Consider the following 16,553-nt stretch of genomic DNA (forward strand, 5'->3'; position numbering starts at 1 on the left):
TGACCGCTGCGGTGCCTCACTCCGGCACACCTCGTACCTCGGCGTACCTCGGTGGGGGCTCCTCGCGCTCATGCTTGCTCTCGCCTTCGTTGCTCGGGCACGGTCTCGTCCGTGGCCGGAACCCCACCGGCCAGCAGCAGGTAGAGCACCGCCATCCGCACCGCGACGCCGTTGGTGACCTGCTCCACGATCACCGACCGGGAAGAGTCGGCCACGTCGGCCGAGATCTCCATGCCACGGTTCATCGGACCCGGATGCATGACGAGGGCATGCTCCGGCAGCGCGGCCATCCGGGCGGCGTCCAGCCCGTAGCGGCGGCTGTACTCGCGTGCGTTCGGGAAGAACGCCGGGCTTGGAGGTCCGGGGGCGCTCCCGGGGGGATGCGGCATGCGTTCGCGCTGGACCCGCAGCATCATCACGACGTCGGTCTTCGGGAGCAGGGAGTCGAGGTCGTACGACGTCGCGCATGCCCAGCTCTCCACGCCCACCGGGAGCAGTGTCGGCGGCGCGACGAGCGTGACGTCGGCGCCCAGGGTGGCGAGCAGTAGGACGTTGGAGCGCGCCACCCGGCTGTGCAGGACGTCGCCGACGATCGCGACCCGACGCCCGTCCAGGGCGCCCAGGTGGCGGCGCATCGTGAACGCGTCGAGGAGCGCCTGCGTCGGGTGTTCGTGCGTACCGTCCCCAGCGTTGACCACGCTGCTGCGGATCCATCCGGATGACGCGAGCCGGTGTGGTGCCCCGCTTGCCCAGTGCCGGACGACGACGGCATCGGCCCCCATGGCCTCGAGAGTGAGCGCGGTGTCCTTGAGGCTCTCGCCCTTCTCCACACTCGACCCCTTGGCGGAGAAGTTGATCACGTCCGCGGACAGGCGTTTGGCGGCCGCCTCGAACGAGATCCTCGTGCGGGTCGAGTCCTCGAAGAACAGATTGACGACCGTACGCCCGCGCAAGGTGGGCAGTTTCTTGATCGGCCGGTCGGCGAGCTCGCGCAGCTTCTCTGCCGTGTCGAGCACCAGCAGGGCTTCGTCCCGGTCGAGATCGCCTGCCGAGAGCAGGTGCTTCACGGTGTCGCCTCCCCCGCGGTCGGGTCCTTCGCGATCACGACGGCCTCGCGGCCGTCGGACTCCCGCAGGAGCACGGTCACGCGTTCCTGTGCAGCGGTCGGGAGGTTCTTGCCCACGAAGTCGGCCCGGACCGGCAACTCGCGGTGCCCCCGGTCGACGAGAACGGCGAGCTGGACCGCCCGGGGACGGCCGATGTCGTCCAGGGCGGTGAGTGCGGCGCGGATCGTCCGGCCCGAGAAGAGGACGTCATCGACCAGGACCACCACGCGGCCGTCGATGCCGCCGTCAGGGATGTCGGTGTAGCCGAGGGCGCGGGTGGGGCGCATCCGGAGATCGTCGCGGTACATCGTGACGTCGAGGGCGCCGATCCCGCCGAAGGAGCCCTCCACCGCGGCGATCCGCTCGCCGATCCGGCGGGCCAGCTCGACCCCGCGGCTGGGTATGCCGAGCAGGACGACCTCGCGGGCGCCCTTGTTGCGTTCGAGGATCTCGTGGGCGACGCGGGTGAGCGCGCGGGAGATGTCGGCCTCGTCGAGGACCTCACGCGCCGTGCCGTCACGGGCGTTGACCGGGGCGCGGGACGCGGCGGCGGTCCTGTGCTGCGGATCATGGGCAGCAGGCACCTGCCGAACCTCCTTCCCCGCCTCTCTGGACGGGTCGTTAAAGGATGTCGGACAACGATTGAGACGGTAGCAGCCAGCCGGCCGAAGTCGGGTACCGCCGGCGTGTCGCCAGGCGCGTGAAGATCGTCAGAACGGTCCAGTTCCGTCGCGTCGGCTTGACGTGGAGGTCGCTCCGGGTTACCGTCACGCTCCGTGACCATCTTGGACGCGGCGTCTCCGTGTCCCTCGAAGATCAAGGATGAGTGAGCACGGATGCCGAGCGACTACGCCAGGTCCCTGGGTGCGAAACTCCGCGCCATCAGGCAGCAGCAGGGGCTCTCCCTCCACGGGGTCGAGCAGAAGTCCAAGGGCCGCTGGAAGGCGGTCGTGGTGGGCTCCTACGAGCGCGGAGACCGTGCCGTGACCGTCCAGAAGCTGTCCGAGCTAGCGGAGTTCTACGGCGTACCGATCACCGAGCTGCTCCCCGGCGTCGGTCCGATCGGCGCCGCCGCCGAGCCGCCGCCGCGGCTCGTCCTCGACCTCGAACGCCTCGGCCAGCTCGAAGGAGTCGAGGTCGCCCCGCTCGCCCGTTATGCCGCGACCATCCAGGCACAGCGCGGCGACTACAACGGGAAGGTGCTCTCGATCCGCCAGGAGGACATGCGCACCCTGGCCGTGATCTACGACGAGCGGCCCAGCATCCTCGCCGACCGGCTGGTCGCGTGGGGTGTGTTGAACGCCGAAGCGGCCGAGGCCGTCTCCGACGACGAGAGCTGAGCGAGGGCCGCGCCGCGCACCCTGCTCCCTCTGCGGCGCCCTTGGCCCGTCCAGGTAAGTGCGTCGGCGGAGCGATCAACACAGCCGCCCTGCCACGGGTTCGTGGCGGGGCGGCTGTCCCATCGTCAGGTCAGCAGGGTTGGCTTGAGCTCGAGCAGCCGCGCCAGGAGCCCGTTGACGAACGCTGGAGCCTCCTCGCCGGACAGCTCCCGCGCCATGCGTACGGCCTCGCTGATCGCCACCGGGTCAGGCACGTCGTCGGCGTAGAGAAGCTCATAGGCCCCGAGCCGGAGGATGTTGCGGTCGACGGGCGCCATCCGCGCGAGGCTCCACCCCTTGGCGTGCTCGCCCAGGAGCTCGTCCAGGCGTTCGGCGTGTGTCTCCACCCCTTCGACGAGCCGGACGGTGTAGTCCGAAATGGGCGGATCGGCGGCGTCACGCCGATCCGCGAGGGTGCTGAGCCGTGACCGGTCGCGCAGCTCGGCCTCGTAGAGGACCTCGAGCGCCCGCTGCCGCGCCTTCGTCCGTGCCGACACCGGACTACACCCTCCCGAGGTAGTCGCCTGAGCGGGTGTCGACCTTGACCTTCTCGCCGGTGGTGATGAACAGCGGCACCTGGATCTCGTACCCCGTCTCCAGTCGGGCTGGCTTGGTACCGCCGCTGGACCGGTCGCCCTGCAGCCCCGGCTCGGTGTACTCGATCGCCAGCTCCACCGAGGCGGGAAGGTCGATGTAGAGCGGCGTCCCCTCGTGCACCGCCACGGTCGCCGACTGGTTCTCGAGCAGGAAGTGCGACGCCTCGCCCACGACGTCGGGCGAGAGCGGCAGCTGGTCATAGGTCGTCGAGTCCATGAAGACGTAGGACTCCCCGTCGTTGTAGAGGTAGGTCATCTCGCGCCGGTCGACGGTGGCGACCTCGACCTTCACGTCTGCGTTGAACGTCTTGTCGACGACCTTGCCGGAGAGCACGCTCTTGAGCTTCGTACGGACCACAGCGCCGCCTTTGCCCGGCTTGTGGTGCTGGAACCACAGGACGCTCCAGAGCTGCCCGTCGAGGTTGAGAACCATGCCGTTCTTGAGGTCGTTCGTGGTGGCCACTGCAGTCTCGCCTCTCAGCTCCTGGTTGGTGCGTGTCGGTCCGGCGGGTCTGCCGGGCACGCGCTCATCGACTCCCGCGTCCGGCTCAGTCGAGGACGAGCAGGTCTCTGGTGGTCGGGGTGAGCAGCTCCGGTCGGCCACCGCGCACGATCACGGTGTCCTCGATGCGGACGCCGCCGCGGTCCGGAAGATAGATACCGGGTTCGACGGTGACGGGAGCGCGACCGCCGAGTTTACCCTCCGCGGTCCTGGCGAAGAACGGGTCCTCGTGGATCTGAAGCCCCACCCCGTGGCCCAGACCATGGGTGAACCGCTCGCCGTAGCCTGCCTCGGCCACCACGTCTCGGGCGGCGGCGTCGACGTCGGCGAGCTTGGCCCCCGGCGCGACCGCGTGCCGGGCGGCGCGTTGTGCGGTGCGTACGACGTCGTAGATCTCCCGCTGCCATTCGACGGGCTCGCCGCCCACCACGAACGTGCGCGTGCAGTCGGCGTGGTATCCGGCGTGTCTGGCGCCGAAGTCGATGGTGAGGAAGTCGCCGCGCTCCAACTCGCGATCCGTGGGCTGATGGTGCGGGATGGCTGCGTGCGGGCCGGATGCGACGATCGTGGCGAATGCGAGGCCTTCGGCGCCTTCGGCGTACATCCGATATTCGAGGTCCCGCGCGATGGCACGCTCGGTCCGTCCCAGCAGCGTGGTGCCGAGCAGTCCCTCCAAGGCCCGGCACGACATCGCGCAGGCGGTACGAATGTGGTCCAGCTCGGTATCGTCCTTCTCGATCCGCAACCCCTCGACGGCCCGCGCGAGCGTCGGCGTCTCGAGCCCGGCGTGGTCGCTGTGGATCGCGGCCAGAGCGTCGACGGTCAACGCATGCGTCTCCACGCCCAGCCGGGTGACGGGTATCTCCACCGCGTGCTGGACCAGGACAGGCAGCAGGCGCCGGTCGACCACGATGTCGAGGTCAGGGCACTCCGCCGCCGCCTGGTCGCCGTAACGGCCGTCCGTGGCAAGGACGCAGGTGCCGTCCACCGCCACCAGCAGGGCAGCGTTGGAGCCGGTGAAACCGGACAGGTAACGGACGTTGACCAGGGCGCTCACCAACGCGGCCGGAACGTCCGTGCCGGCCAGGACGCTGCGAAGCCGCTCTCGCCGGGCGGCATGGATGTCGGGCACGACATCCAGCCAACCGCGGGAGTGAGGTCCCCGCAAGTCGAAACGTCAGCGAGGTGTTCCGGGCAGGTTCACCAGGGCGCGGAGCGCGAGCCGGTAGGAGTCGAACCCGAACCCCGCGATGGTGCCGGTCGCGACCCCTGAGACGACGCTCGTGTGCCGGAACTCCTCGCGGCGCCCGGGGTTCGTGAGGTGCACCTCGATGAGCGGCGCCGTGAGCTGTGCACACGCGTCGCGGACGGCGTAGGAGTAGTGCGTGAAGGCCGCGGGGTTGAGGACGACCGGTGTGGAGGCGTCGGCCGCCTCGTGCAGCCAGCGGATCAGCTCGGCCTCGCTGTCGGTCTGGCGTACGTCGACGTCGAGGCCGAGTTCCGCTCCGGTCTTGCCGCACTCGGCGGCCAGGTCGGAGTAGGACAGCGAGCCGTAGACGTCCGGTTCCCTGGAACCGAGGCGGGCGAGGTTGGGGCCGTTCAGGACGAGTACGCGCACGTGCTCAGCCTAGTGTCCGCCCCGGTGATCATGATCGGCTCGCAGGGGGCGGGCGCGGCCGGCCTGACCCGATTTCCGCCGGGGTGCTCGCCGGAAATGCTCCATTGGCACCAGCCGGACATGGCGCCTACCGGTCGCCGTGGCGACTCCCGGCGTCACGGCGGCTAGCATCCTCTCGTGAACGATCTGCTGCTCATCCTTCTCGTCGGGGCGGTGATCGTCGTCGTCCTGTTCGTCCTCCGCTCGAGAGACGCGAAGCAGCCGAGCGTCGAGGAGCAGCAGAGACCAGGGCCGACCAAGCTATTGTCGCAGCCGATCGACCCCATGGTGCTCTCCGTCGTGGTCGGCCTGCTCGGACGGAGCAGGAAGGTCCAGGCGGTGAAGGAGCTCATGCGGGCCACCGGCCTGGGCCTCGCCGACGCGCGGGCCCTTGTCGATGCGATCCAGACCGGCCACCGCCCGCCGGCGACCGTGATCACGGGTGAGGCAGTGGACGTCAGCCCTCGCGCCGACGACGGGATGCCGGCCGCCCCCGGAGCGCGCGGACTCGCCGAACGCGCCCGCAGCATGCGCGCCGCCGGGCGGGAGGTCGAGGCGATCCGGCTGGTCTGCGACGAGACTGGCATGGACATCCCGGACGCCCAGAAGTTCGTCCGCTCCCTCTGAGTGGCTCTTTGCCCGACCGGACTCCCGGTTGCCTCGGCCCGATGCCGGGCAGGTAGCCCAGGGGAACCATCCGGACCGGCCACCCATTCCGACCCCTCCACGCGACGCTGCGCGAACGCCGGCCGGGAAGGAGGAGGATCGATGGCGATCTGCGAGGTATGCGGCAACGACTACTGGATGGCCTTCGAGGTACGCACCACCGCCGGCAAGGCGCACACCTTCGACTCGTTCGAGTGCGCCATCCATCGACTGGCACCGGTCTGTGAGCAGTGCGGGTGCCGCATCGTCGGCCACGGCGTCGAGGTCGCCGGACAGTTCTTCTGCGGCGCCCACTGTGCCCGCGTGTCGGGCATCGAGCACGGCGACGAGGTCAGGGACACCGCGGGAGCACGCCCGTCCTAGCACTGTGGCCGCTGCGCGGATCCGGCGCGGCCTGGCTCTGGGGCCGGTCCACCCGGAGTCAGGTGGCTTGGGAGTCAGGTGGCTTGGGAGTCACGTGACTTGCGAGTAGCCGCCCGGGAGCCAGGTCATCCGGTCAGTGCGTCGTAGGCCTCTCGGAGCATGGTGACGTCGGGACCTTCGAGGATGCCCGGCTTGGCCAGCCCGTCCAGGACGACGAACCGCAGCATGTCTCCCCTGGCCTTCTTGTCGACCCGCATGCCGGCGAGAAGCGTCGGCCACTGGTGGGGACGGTAGGACGTGGGGAGGTCGAGGCTGCCCAGGATCTCCCGGTGCCGCTGCGCTGTCCCGGCATCCAACCGGCCGGCCAACCTGGCCAGTTCCGCGACGTACACCAGCCCGACCGAGACCGCCTGCCCGTGCCGCCACTGGTAGCCCTCGGCACGTTCCAGGGCGTGGCCGAACGTGTGACCGTAGTTGAGCACCTCGCGGCCGAGCCCTCCCCCGCTGGTGGCGGCCGTCTCGGTGAGGTCGTCTGCCACGACCGCGGCCTTCACCCGGACCGAACGCTCGACGAGGTCTTGGGTGACCGGGCCGTCGGGACGTAGGGCGGCAGCCGGATCGCGTTCGATGAGGTCGAGGATCACCGGGTCGGCGATGAAGCCGCACTTGACGACCTCCGCGAGGCCGCTGGCGTAGTCGTCGGCAGGGAGCGTACGCAGGGTGGCCAGATCGCAGAGCACCCCGGCGGGTTCGTGGAAGGCGCCGACCAGGTTCTTGCCCTCAGGGGTGTTGATCCCGGTCTTGCCGCCCAGTGCGGCGTCGACCATCCCCGCCAGTGTGGTCGGGACCTGGACGACGCGGACACCGCGCAGCCAGGTGGCCGCGACAAAACCCGCGAGATCGGTCGTCGCACCACCACCCACCCCCACCACCACGTCTGAGCGGGTGAAGCCCCAGCGCCCGAGTGAGGACCAGCAGGTGGCGGCTACCTGAGCCGTCTTGGCCTGCTCGGCGTCGGGTACGTCGAGCAGGTGCACGACGTAGCCGTGTCCGGCGAGGTCGTGCCAGAGCGCTTCGGCGACGTCGATGAGCGCGGCCTGGTGGACGAGGGCGACCCGGCGGGTCTCCGGCCCGAGCAGGCCGGACAGTTCCTCGAGGACTCCCGTGCCGACGACCACGTCGTAGGGCTTCGCCGTCTCGACCCGGACCCTCGTCGGTTCGGGTGCGTTCCGGCCCGACTTTTCCGCCCCCGCGTCGGTCATGACAGGAACCTCACGATCTCGTCGGCGATGTCGTCGGGCTCGCGCCCGTCGGTGCTGACGGCCACGGTGGCCACCTCGGCGTACAGCGGGCGCCTCGCGTCGAGAAGCTGCTTCAGCTGTCCCCGGACGTTGCCCAGCAGCAGCGGTCGGGAGGTGGCCAATCCGACCCGGCGAACCGCGTGGGTCAGCGACACGTCGAGGAAGACGACCCGCTGGGAGCACAGGTCCTTGCGGGTGCGGTCGTCGAGGACGGCGCCGCCGCCGAGCGCGAGGACGCCCGCGTGCTCGGCGAGAGCCGTCTTGACCGCGGTCCGCTCGAGCGCCCGGAACGCCGGCTCGCCCTGCTCGACGAAGATGTCGGAGATCGCGGTGCCGGCCTTCGCCTCCACGTCGGCGTCGGTGTCGCGGAACTCCACCTTCAGGCGCGCGGCGACGAGCTCTCCGATGGTGGTCTTGCCTGATCCTGGCGGGCCGATCAGGACGACCTTCGGTGCCATCACCGGATCTTCAGCTGGTCGAGGTAGGCCTGGGCGTTGCGGCGGGTCTCGGTCACCGAGTCGCCCCCGAACTTCTCCAACGCCGCGTCGGCGAGCACGAGCGCCACCATCGCCTCGGCCACGATCCCGGCGGCGGGGACGGCACAGACGTCCGATCGCTGGTGGTTCGCGCGGGCCTCCTCGCCGGTCGCGACGTCGACCGTCCGCAGCGCCCGCGGCACGGTCGAGATCGGCTTCATCGCCGCGCGGACGCGCAGGGTCTCTCCGGTGCTCATACCGCCTTCTGTTCCGCCTGAACGCCCGGAGGTCCGCCTGATCCCGTCCGGCGTGGCGGTGATCTCGTCCTGTGCCGCCGATCCGCGGCTCCGGGCGAGTTCGAACCCGTCACCGACCTCGACGCCCTTGATCGCCTGGATGCCCATGAGGGCGGCCGCGAGGCGCGCGTCGAGGCGGCGGTCCCAGTGGACGTGGCTGCCGAGCCCGGGCGGGAGCCCCCAGGCGACGACCTCGACGACGCCGCCGAGCGTGTCGCCCTCCTTGTGGGCGTTGTCGACCTCGGCCACCATCGCGGCGCTGGTCTCGGGGTCGAGGCAGCGCACCGGGTCGGCGTCGATCCGCTCCCGGTCCGCGGCGGTGGCGGGTACGCTGCCGGGCTTCGCGCGGACGGTGCCCAGCTCGACGACATGGCTCACGAGGGTGATGTCGTAGGCCTGGTCGAGGAAGGCGGTCGCGACCGAGCCCAACGCGACGCGGGCCGCGGTCTCGCGGGCACTCGCGCGTTCGAGCACCGGGCGGGCCTCGTCGAATCCGTACTTCTGCATTCCCACCAGGTCGGCGTGCCCAGGTCGTGGGCGGGTGAGCGGTGCGTTCCGGGCGAGACCCTCGAGGATCTCCGGGTCGACCGGGTCGGCCGCCATCACCTGCTCCCACTTGGGCCACTCGGTGTTGCCGACGCGGATCGCGACCGGGCTGCCGAGGGTGCTGCCGTGGCGGAGGCCGCCGACGAACTCCAGGTCGTCGCGTTCGAACGACATCCGCGCGCCACGACCGTAGCCGAGCCTGCGCCGGGCGAGGGCGTTGGCAACGTCGTCGGAGGTCAGGCGGACGCCAGCGGGCAGTCCTTCGAGGATCGCAACCAGGGCGGGGCCGTGGGACTCGCCCGCGGTGAGCCAGCGAAGCATGACAGAAGTCTGTCACGGGGGGTGAGCGCGGCCCGCTCGGGTCGGCCCGCCCCGCCGTTCGTGGCCGAGATCCCCGGCGGCTGCGCGCCCGCTATCGGATTCCGTACCAATGGATCAGATCGTCCCCGTACGCGACCGCCGCGACGAAACCGAGGATCAGGAACGGTCCGAACGGGATCGCGGACTTGAGGGTGCCCCGCCGGGAAGCGATCAGCCCGAGGCTGACGAGCCCGCCGAACACGAAGGCGGCGAACGTCCCGAGCAGGACGTACGCAGGACCGAACCAGCCCAGGCACAGGCCGAGAACGCCACCCAGCTTGGCGTCGCCCAGCCCGATGCCCGACGGTATGAGGACCACGAAGAGCGCCAGGAATCCCCGCAACGCGGCTCCACCGACCGCTGCCCACGCAAGGCTCCCCCAGCGGCCCGAGAAGACAGCGGCCAGGACGAGTAGGGCACCGACGACGGCGTACGACGGCAGAACGACCGCGTTGGGCAGCAGCCGCACCCGCAGGTCGACGTACCCGAGTAGGACCCCGGTGACGACGACGTAGAGCACGGCGGGCAGCACCGGGTCGGCTCCCACCCTCCAGGCCATGAAGCCCCAGCCCACGGTCAGCGCCAGCCCGCACACGACGGGGAGTGGGGGCCAGCGCGCCAGGTCGGCGTACGGCGTCTTGGTCTCGCCGTCGGCGAGGAGCGGCTCCGGCAGCCTGGCCAGCCACCGTGGGACGACCATGCCGGCCACTCCCCCGAGTACGGCGCAGGCCACGACCAGGGCCACGGAGAACGTCACGGGTCGCGAGCTTAGATGACGATGGGCCCGCTGATTCTCATCCCTGGGTGGGCGCCGCTTCGGCGGGTTCGGGTGCCGGCTCCGAGGGCCGGGTGACACGGGTCCTGCGACGGGTGACACGGGCCGCGATCGGGTCGGTGAACCGTGCGGTCAGCGGCCCGAGGATGACGAGGATCAGGACGTACGCCGTCGCCAGCGGACCGATGCGGGGCTCCACCGCGACGGCGAGTCCGGCGATGACGATCGAGAACTCCCCGCGTGCCACCAGCGTCCCACCCACCCGCCACCGCCCAGCCGGTCGAATGTCCGCCCGCCGTGCCGCGTACCAGCCGGTGGCGATCTTGGTCGCGGTGGTCACCACGGCGAGGATCAGGGCGGGAATCAGCACCGCCGGGATAGCGGCCGGGTCGGTGTTGAGACCGAAGAACACGAAGAACACCGCCGCGAACAGGTCGCGCAACGGGGTGAGGAGGTTCCGGGCCCCTTCTGCGACCTCGCCGGAGAGGGCGATGCCGACGAGGAAAGCTCCGACGGCGGCGGAGACCTGGAGTTCCTGGGCGACGCCGGCGACGAGCAGGGTCAGGCCGAGGACCACCAGGAGCAGCATCTCGGGGTTCTCCGACGACACCGCCCGGCTGATGATCCGGCCGTGCCGCAGCGCGAGGTAGAGCACGATGCCGACCGTGCCGAGGGAGATGAGGAGCGTGAGGCTGGCGCCGGCGAGCGTCAGTCCGGCCAGGATGGCGCTGAGAATCGGCAGGTAGACGGCCATCGCGAGGTCCTCGATGACCAGGACCCCGAGGATGACCGGTGTCTCGCGGTTACCGAGCCGGCCGAGGTCGCCGAGGACCTTCGCGATCACGCCGGACGACGAGATCCAGGTGACACCGGCGAGGACGACGGCAGCGACTGGTCCCCAACCGAGAAGCAGGCCGGCGGCGGCGCCGGGCAGGGCGTTGAGGACGAAGTCGACAATCCCGGACGGGTACTGGGTCTTGAGGTTGGTGACCAACTCGGACGCGGTGTACTCGAGCCCGAGGAGAAGGAGCAGCAGGATCACGCCGATCTCGGCGCCGGTCGCGACGAACTCCTCGCTGGCGGCCAACGGGAGGAGCCCGCCGTGGCCGAAGGCGAGTCCGGCGAGCAGGTAGAGCGGGATGGGAGAGAACCCGATGCGTTCGGCGAAGCGGCCGATGATGCCGAGGGCGAGGATGATGGCGCCGAGTTCGATGAGCAGCGCGGTGGTGGCATGCACGCGGTTACCCTCCGGCGATCAGATCGGCTACCGCGTCCACTCCTTCGCGGGTACCGACGACGACGAGAATGTCGCCGGTGGCGAACCGGAAGTCCGGGGTGGGTGACGGGACGGCCGCGGTTCGCCGGATGACGGCGACGATGGAGGCGCCGGTTCGGGTGCGCGCCTGGGTGTCGCCGAGAGTACGCCCGCTGTAGGGGGTCCCTGCCGTGAGGGGAATGTGCTCGGTGACCAGGTCGATCTCGATGGTGTCCTGCAGATGGGCCACCGGATCGTCCGGGGTGAGGAGCTTGGCGATGGCCCGAGCCTCGTGCGGGGCGAGCTGGACGGCATCGCGACAGACGTCGTCGTCCTCGGGGTCGTGGAAGCCCAGGACCCGCAGCCCGTCGTGCTTGACGACGACTGACAGGTGGTCGCCGTGGTCGGTGGCGAGATCGTAGCGGGCGCCCACGCCGGGCAGGACCGTCTTGCTGGGGTGGGCTGTCGGCTCCATGAGGATCTCCGCACGCACGCGCCGGGGGAAGGATGGTCGCCGCCAGTCTCCCAGCCCGCTCGCCTGGCGTGCGACGCGTCCTCGGCCGGGGTGCGGGCGGGCGCGGCTCGGGCTCACCTGCGCCGGGACCCGGACCGAGCGGGCCTCGGCTGGTCGCTTCCCTCCTGCCCTTCGTCCGATGGCCGCCAGGTCGTCCGAAGGGCGGCTACGCCGTCAGCGGCGTTGCGGCGGGCCGCGGTCTCACTGATGCCCATCAGTGCGCCGATCTCGCGGTAAGGGAGGTCGGCGACATAGCGGTAGGCCACCGCGGCCCGCTGCTTCGGCGGCAGTGTGCGTACCGCCTCCCACAGAGCGTCGTCCCCCGCGGGCTCCTCGTGCCCGACGCCGGGCTCGGGCACCGTCGCTGTCGGCACCGGGTTCCTCGCGGCGGACCGGTGCCGGTCGATCGCCTTGCGGTGGGCGATCGTCACCAGCCACGCCCGGACGTTGCTGCCCGGACGGAGCCTCGGATAGGCCTCCAGGGCGGCCAGGAACGTCTCCGACCACGCGTCGTCGGCATCGACAGGATCGAGAATGGCCCGGCAGACCCGCAGGACCACGAGACCGTGCTCCTCCACCACCTGCTCGAACGGGACCACCTGCTCGGAGGGCTGCACGGTCATACCCTGTCAACGCGTGGCGGCCGTCGTTTCGTGAGGTTGCCCAGGGCGTCGGAGGGATGCCTCTCCCTCAGAGGGCGTACGGCAGCTTGAACACGTCTGTCGGGTCGTACTTCGCCTTGGCCGCCCGCAGCCGGTCGAGGTTGGGACCGAAGTAGAGCTTGCCGCTGGGGCGGCTCGCCTCGAGGTAGTTGACGTAGCCGCCGACGGCCGAGCCGGCCACCGCCTTGTGCCCGGCGGCGATCCATTCCCGGGCCTGTTGGCCGGTGGCGCCGCCACGCTCGGAATACCACTGGATCGACGCGAACGACCGACGCCACGGGAACGCGGTGGCGTCCACGGCGAGCCGCGAAACCGCACCACCCAGGGGGTCGAAGATCGCCGTGGCCGCGAGCCGCGTGTCGTGGGCCCTCGTGTTCATCGCGGCGAGGACAGCCGAGATGCCGGAGTCGGTGAGCGGGGTCCCGAGAATGTCGGTGCCGGCGTAGAAGACGGTGCGCGGGCCATCCGGGTCGGGTCCGAACCGTCGGTCGGGGGTGGACGAGTGCGTGTGCGGTTTGCGGCCCACCGCGCTGATCAGCCTGTCCAGCGCCTGGCCCGGATCATTCGCCACGTCGACACCGAAGACGCTCGCGGTCTGCGAACCGGACGGGTTCGCGGTCAGCCGCAGCGACGGCCATACCTCGTCCGGCGCCGTCCGCAGATACCGCTGCCAGCCCTGCACCACCGCGGCCGCATCGGGCCAGTTCCACTGCACGCTGAAGGTCCCGATCAACGGCGAGGCGACCGTCTTGAACCAGAACTCCGTCACCACGCCGAGCGTCCCGCCTCCTCCGCCGCGGCAGGCCCAGTACAGCTCGGGTTCGCTCGTGGCGTTCGCGATCCGGACCTTGCCGTCGGCGGTGACGACCTGCACCTGTGTGACGGTGTCGCAGGTCATGCCGTACGCCCGGTTGCCGAGGCTGAGCCCGCCTCCCAGGGTGAGCCCGGCGACTCCCACAGTGGGGCATGATCCGGCCGGGATGATCCGGCCCTTGGCCTCGAAGTCGGTGTAGACCTGCTTGAGCGGTGTACCGGCGCCGACCCGCGCCGTTGTGCCGTCGAAGGTGATGCCGGCGATCGGTCGTACGGAGATGACGATGCCGCCATGGTTGGTCGACGCGCCGACGTAGGAGTGGCCGCCGGACTTGCCAGTGAGCGGGAGCTTGAACCGCTCGGCGAACTTCAGCGTCGTCGCGACGTCAGCCGGGTCGCTGCATTCGGCGACCGCCGCCGGAAGCACACTGTCGTACGCGGGGTCGTACAGCTGATGGGCGACGGGGTACCCCGCATCACCGGGGCGGAGCAGCTTGCCCGACAGGCTCTCGGCGAGTGCCTTCCAGTCTGCCGGCGTGGGCGTGCCCAGGGGCGCGGGTGGGGTCGGCGGCTTCGGTGGCCTGGCGGTCGCCGTGCCACCGCCGGTGCCGTCGACGGGGGTGATGCCGTTCTTCTCGACCGCCTTGCCGCAGCCGACCAGACCGGTGACTCCGGTGAGCAGCGCTGCGCCCACCAGCGCCCGCCGCCGGAGCCCCTGCGTTCCTGCTAGCTGGGCGCCGTGTACGTGACTGTCGAGTACCTGTGCGTCGTGCTGGACCCCCGCCATGGTTCCCCCCGTGTTGTGTGACGCACCGCGGCGGCACCTATGTGCTGTCCGCGGCCAACCCCCTCGCCTCGAGCGCCCTCTCGCCCGCCGTACGCATCACGGCCACCGGCGCCGGTGAACGTCGCGTCATCAACTCCACCTGGACCCCCGCCTGGTGCACCAGCAGGTCGAGACCCCCGACAACCACCCGTCCGGCGTCCGCCGCCACCGCCGCCAGCCGGGTCGGCCACGGGTGGTAGAGAACGTCGAAGACGACCTCGGTCCGCTCGACGACCGCTTCGGCCAACGGGCCCGCCGCCCGGTCGGGCACCGTGGACACCGCTACGTCGACGGCGCGGCACTCGGATGCGACCTCCCACGACACCACGCTCGTCCGGACCCCCAACGTCGCGGCCAATGCCTGCAGCTCACCTGCCCGGGCGGGATCGCGAGCAACCGCGAGGACGTCGACTATCCCGATTTCGGCGAGCCCGGCAAGGGCGGAGCATGCAGTCGCCCCCACCCCCAGCAGCAGGGCACGACGGGCGGACGTCACGCCTCGCTCCCGCAGGGCGGAGACGATTCCGGGGACGTCGGTGTTCGCGCCGATGCGCCGGCCCTCGTCGAGGATCACCGTGTTGACCGCGCCGACCTGCCGTGCCTGGGAGGAAACCTCGTCACACAAGGGGATCGCGGCCCGCTTCAACGGCATCGTGAGCGACAGCCCCCGCCACTGCGGGCCGAGCCCGTCGAGGAATCCCGCGAGGCCCTCCTCGTCGACCTCGAACGCGTCGTAGCGCCAGTCGAGCCCGAGTTCGGAGTAGGCGGCCCGGTGGAGGACCGGCGACAGGGAATGGGAGATCGGCGAACCGAGAACGGCGCAACGCCGGACTGACCCGCCCTGCTCGGCCCCGTCAGCAGCGGTCGGCATTCGCCCGGCACCACTGCTGGAACTCGGCGACGTACTGGTCGTGCTCGCTGTAGGTCTGCGCGAACTTCGTCTCACCCGAGTCGGGATTGACGGTCACGAAGAACAACCACCCGCCGGGCGCGGGTTTGAGCGCTGCTTGCAACGCCCGCTCCCCGGGCGCGTTGATCGGGCCAGGCGGCAGGCCGACATGTCGATAGGTGTTGTACCGCGAGGAGACGGCACGCTCCTTCCTGGTCGTGGAGACGGTGTCGTACCGGTTGACCGCGTAGTGCACGGTCGAGTCCAGCTCCAGTCTCTGCTCCTCCGCCAGCCGGTTGTAGATCACCCGGGCGACCCGCGGAAAGTCCTCCGGCCGGCGCGCCTCGGCCTCCACGAGGCTCGCCACCGTGACCACCTGCCGTGGGCTGAAGCCGAGATCGCGCGCGCCTGCCGCGAGGCCGAGCCCTTCGGCCACCTCGACGTGCCGCGCCACCATCTCGCGGAGCAGCGAGTTTGCCGTGGTACCGGGGTCGATGTCGTACGTCGCCGGGAAGAGCATGCCCTCCGCGCCGCCCTTGGCGTACGGCGGAAGCTCGAGGCTCTCCGGATCCTTCAACGCCGCTGCGAACTCCTTCTTCGGGATGCCGGTCTCCTCCGACAGGATCGCGACCGTCCTCGACACCCGCCTCCCCTCCGGCACCGTGACCCGTTCGAGGATCCGCGCCGTCGGGTCGAGGATCAACGCGAGTGCCTCCTTGGCGCCCATCTGCTCCCGGAGGCGGTAGAACCCGGGCTGGATCCCGAGCGCACGGCTGTCCTTCCTGGCCGCCCGCGTGAAGGCCTCGGCACTCTTCACCACGTTCTTGCCCTCGAGCGTGTACGCGATGTCGCGGCTCGTGTCGCCCGGCGACACCTGCACGACGATCTCTCCCTGACCTGGCCCGGAGTAGTCGGGAACGGTGAACGCATTGGCCAGATAGGACTGGCCCTTGACCGCGACGAACGCGACCGCGCCACCGAGAATGACGAACGCCACGAAGACAGCCAGGCAACCGCGGCCCCGACGTGGCCGCACCCGAGCGGTGGTGCGGAACCCGAGCTCACTCACTGGTGGTCCTTCCCCTTCCCATCGCGCTTCTGACGGGGTTTCCTCCGGCCCTCGGTCAAGGACGTTCCTGGTGGCGCACCGCTGGAACGCTCGGCGTCGAGAGCGCTCTGGAGGATGATGGCAGCAGCGGCCTGGTCAATGCGTTCCCGCGTTCCGCGAATGGACAATCCCCGGTCCCGAAAGTTTCGCTGCGCGCCCACGGTCGACAACCTCTCGTCGACCAACCGGATCGGCACCGGGCTCAGCCGGGTGGCGAGGGCGAGGGCGAACTCACGGGCCTTCGCGGCGGCCGGGCCTTCGCGGCCGGAGAGCGAGATCGGCAGACCGACGATCACCTCGACCGCGTCCACCTCGGCGACAAGCGCGGCGATGCGGTCGAGGTCACCGCGACCACGGGCGACGGTCTCGACCGGAACTGCCACGCTGCCGGCCGGGTCCGACCGCGCGATGCCGATCCTCACGGTGCCCACATCGATCCCCAGCCGAACACCCGCGCGCATCG

At 70.5% G+C, this 16,553-nt stretch carries 20 protein-coding genes; 3 read left to right on the forward strand and 17 right to left on the reverse strand.

Going from position 1 to position 16,553, the window contains the following annotated elements; all coding sequences use genetic code 11:
- Window positions 1-68 precede the first annotated feature (68 nt).
- The gene (locus tag ABN028_RS20940) at window positions 69-1,067 is read right to left on the reverse strand and encodes an aspartate carbamoyltransferase catalytic subunit (RefSeq protein ID WP_349331562.1); all 999 of its coding nucleotides are present in this window, start codon (window positions 1,065-1,067) and stop codon (window positions 69-71) included.
- Entirely contained in the window at window positions 1,064-1,690 is a 627-nt protein-coding gene (pyrR, locus tag ABN028_RS20945) for a bifunctional pyr operon transcriptional regulator/uracil phosphoribosyltransferase PyrR (RefSeq protein ID WP_349331561.1), read from the reverse strand. The genes ABN028_RS20940 and pyrR overlap by 4 nt, the downstream gene beginning before the upstream one ends.
- Window positions 1,691-1,942: 252 nt before the next feature.
- Between pyrR and bldD the strand changes: the two genes are divergently transcribed.
- Window positions 1,943-2,446, forward strand: coding sequence for a transcriptional regulator BldD (gene bldD, locus ABN028_RS20950; RefSeq protein ID WP_349331560.1), 504 nt, complete (start codon window positions 1,943-1,945; stop codon window positions 2,444-2,446).
- A gap of 125 nt (window positions 2,447-2,571) precedes the next feature.
- On the opposite strand, the gene nusB is transcribed toward bldD, so the two are convergent.
- The 4 genes from nusB to aroQ all read right to left on the reverse strand — a co-directional run bounded on the left by nusB (window position 2,572) and on the right by aroQ (window position 5,201).
- Window positions 2,572-2,982: a transcription antitermination factor NusB gene (nusB, locus tag ABN028_RS20955; protein WP_349331559.1), complete on the reverse strand. Its 411-nt coding sequence runs from the start codon at window positions 2,980-2,982 to the stop codon at window positions 2,572-2,574.
- Between the two features lie 4 nt (window positions 2,983-2,986).
- The gene (gene efp, locus ABN028_RS20960; RefSeq protein WP_349331558.1) at window positions 2,987-3,544 is read right to left on the reverse strand and encodes an elongation factor P; all 558 of its coding nucleotides are present in this window, start codon (window positions 3,542-3,544) and stop codon (window positions 2,987-2,989) included.
- Window positions 3,545-3,629: 85 nt separating this feature from the next.
- Window positions 3,630-4,715, reverse strand: coding sequence for an aminopeptidase P family protein (locus ABN028_RS20965; protein WP_349331557.1), 1,086 nt, complete (start codon window positions 4,713-4,715; stop codon window positions 3,630-3,632).
- Between the two features lie 45 nt (window positions 4,716-4,760).
- Entirely contained in the window at window positions 4,761-5,201 is a 441-nt protein-coding gene (gene aroQ, locus ABN028_RS20970) for a type II 3-dehydroquinate dehydratase (protein WP_349331556.1), read from the reverse strand.
- 177 nt (window positions 5,202-5,378) lie between these two features.
- Between aroQ and ABN028_RS20975 the strand changes: the two genes are divergently transcribed.
- A complete protein-coding gene (locus tag ABN028_RS20975) occupies window positions 5,379-5,867 on the forward strand; it encodes a hypothetical protein (protein WP_349331555.1) in 489 nt (162 codons plus the stop codon).
- A gap of 141 nt (window positions 5,868-6,008) precedes the next feature.
- On the forward strand, window positions 6,009-6,269 hold the full coding sequence (locus tag ABN028_RS20980) for a metallothionein (protein ID WP_349331554.1): 261 nt from the start codon (window positions 6,009-6,011) through the stop codon (window positions 6,267-6,269).
- A 125-nt stretch (window positions 6,270-6,394) separates the two neighbouring features.
- Here the strand turns inward: ABN028_RS20980 and aroB are convergent, their stop codons facing one another.
- The 11 genes from aroB to ruvX all read right to left on the reverse strand — a co-directional run bounded on the left by aroB (window position 6,395) and on the right by ruvX (window position 16,551).
- Window positions 6,395-7,531 (reverse strand): 3-dehydroquinate synthase, encoded by a 1,137-nt coding sequence (gene aroB, locus ABN028_RS20985; RefSeq protein WP_349697811.1) that lies wholly within the window; start codon window positions 7,529-7,531, stop codon window positions 6,395-6,397.
- Window positions 7,528-8,028: a shikimate kinase gene (locus ABN028_RS20990; RefSeq protein ID WP_349331552.1), complete on the reverse strand. Its 501-nt coding sequence runs from the start codon at window positions 8,026-8,028 to the stop codon at window positions 7,528-7,530. Before ABN028_RS20990 ends, aroB begins: the two co-directional genes overlap by 4 nt.
- Window positions 8,028-9,209, reverse strand: coding sequence for a chorismate synthase (gene aroC / locus ABN028_RS20995; RefSeq protein WP_349331551.1), 1,182 nt, complete (start codon window positions 9,207-9,209; stop codon window positions 8,028-8,030). Before aroC ends, ABN028_RS20990 begins: the two co-directional genes overlap by 1 nt.
- A 91-nt stretch (window positions 9,210-9,300) precedes the next feature.
- On the reverse strand, window positions 9,301-10,005 hold the full coding sequence (locus ABN028_RS21000) for a prepilin peptidase (protein ID WP_349697812.1): 705 nt from the start codon (window positions 10,003-10,005) through the stop codon (window positions 9,301-9,303).
- A 37-nt stretch (window positions 10,006-10,042) separates the two neighbouring features.
- Window positions 10,043-11,260 (reverse strand): cation:proton antiporter, encoded by a 1,218-nt coding sequence (locus ABN028_RS21005; RefSeq protein ID WP_349331549.1) that lies wholly within the window; start codon window positions 11,258-11,260, stop codon window positions 10,043-10,045.
- A gap of 4 nt (window positions 11,261-11,264) precedes the next feature.
- Entirely contained in the window at window positions 11,265-11,753 is a 489-nt protein-coding gene (locus ABN028_RS21010) for a cation:proton antiporter regulatory subunit (protein WP_349331548.1), read from the reverse strand.
- Between the two features lie 113 nt (window positions 11,754-11,866).
- The gene (locus ABN028_RS21015) at window positions 11,867-12,415 is read right to left on the reverse strand and encodes an RNA polymerase sigma factor (RefSeq protein ID WP_349697813.1); all 549 of its coding nucleotides are present in this window, start codon (window positions 12,413-12,415) and stop codon (window positions 11,867-11,869) included.
- 67 nt (window positions 12,416-12,482) lie between these two features.
- Complete coding sequence (locus tag ABN028_RS21020) at window positions 12,483-14,054, reverse strand: FAD-binding oxidoreductase (RefSeq protein WP_349697814.1); 1,572 nt, start codon at window positions 14,052-14,054, stop codon at window positions 12,483-12,485.
- 37 nt (window positions 14,055-14,091) lie between these two features.
- Window positions 14,092-14,964: a shikimate dehydrogenase gene (locus ABN028_RS21025; RefSeq protein ID WP_349331541.1), complete on the reverse strand. Its 873-nt coding sequence runs from the start codon at window positions 14,962-14,964 to the stop codon at window positions 14,092-14,094.
- Window positions 14,948-16,051 carry an endolytic transglycosylase MltG gene (gene mltG, locus ABN028_RS21030; protein WP_349331540.1) on the reverse strand — a complete coding sequence of 368 codons (1,104 nt, stop codon included), beginning with the start codon at window positions 16,049-16,051 and terminating at the stop codon, window positions 14,948-14,950. Before mltG ends, ABN028_RS21025 begins: the two co-directional genes overlap by 17 nt.
- Window positions 16,048-16,551, reverse strand: coding sequence for a Holliday junction resolvase RuvX (gene ruvX / locus ABN028_RS21035; protein ID WP_349697815.1), 504 nt, complete (start codon window positions 16,549-16,551; stop codon window positions 16,048-16,050). The genes mltG and ruvX overlap by 4 nt, the downstream gene beginning before the upstream one ends.
- Window positions 16,552-16,553 lie beyond the last annotated feature (2 nt).

The sequence above is a fragment of the Actinopolymorpha sp. B17G11 genome (genome assembly GCF_040196095.1).
Lineage (GTDB): Bacteria > Actinomycetota > Actinomycetes > Propionibacteriales > Actinopolymorphaceae > Thermasporomyces.

Excerpts from the sequence above, each read along its gene's own strand:
- ABN028_RS21020 (WP_349697814.1), bottom strand. The coding sequence starts at position 14,054 with ATGGCGGGGGTCCAGCACGACGCACAGGTACTCGACAGTCACGTACAC.
- ABN028_RS21010 (WP_349331548.1), bottom strand. The coding sequence starts at position 11,753 with ATGGAGCCGACAGCCCACCCCAGCAAGACGGTCCTGCCCGGCGTGGGC.
- ABN028_RS20990 (WP_349331552.1), bottom strand. The coding sequence starts at position 8,028 with ATGGCACCGAAGGTCGTCCTGATCGGCCCGCCAGGATCAGGCAAGACC.
- aroC (WP_349331551.1), bottom strand. The coding sequence starts at position 9,209 with ATGCTTCGCTGGCTCACCGCGGGCGAGTCCCACGGCCCCGCCCTGGTT.
- aroB (WP_349697811.1), bottom strand. The coding sequence starts at position 7,531 with ATGACCGACGCGGGGGCGGAAAAGTCGGGCCGGAACGCACCCGAACCG.
- ruvX (WP_349697815.1), bottom strand. The coding sequence starts at position 16,551 with ATGCGCGCGGGTGTTCGGCTGGGGATCGATGTGGGCACCGTGAGGATC.
- bldD (WP_349331560.1), top strand. The coding sequence starts at position 1,943 with ATGCCGAGCGACTACGCCAGGTCCCTGGGTGCGAAACTCCGCGCCATC.
- ABN028_RS21015 (WP_349697813.1), bottom strand. The coding sequence starts at position 12,415 with ATGACCGTGCAGCCCTCCGAGCAGGTGGTCCCGTTCGAGCAGGTGGTG.
- ABN028_RS20980 (WP_349331554.1), top strand. The coding sequence starts at position 6,009 with ATGGCGATCTGCGAGGTATGCGGCAACGACTACTGGATGGCCTTCGAG.
- ABN028_RS21025 (WP_349331541.1), bottom strand. The coding sequence starts at position 14,964 with ATGCCGACCGCTGCTGACGGGGCCGAGCAGGGCGGGTCAGTCCGGCGT.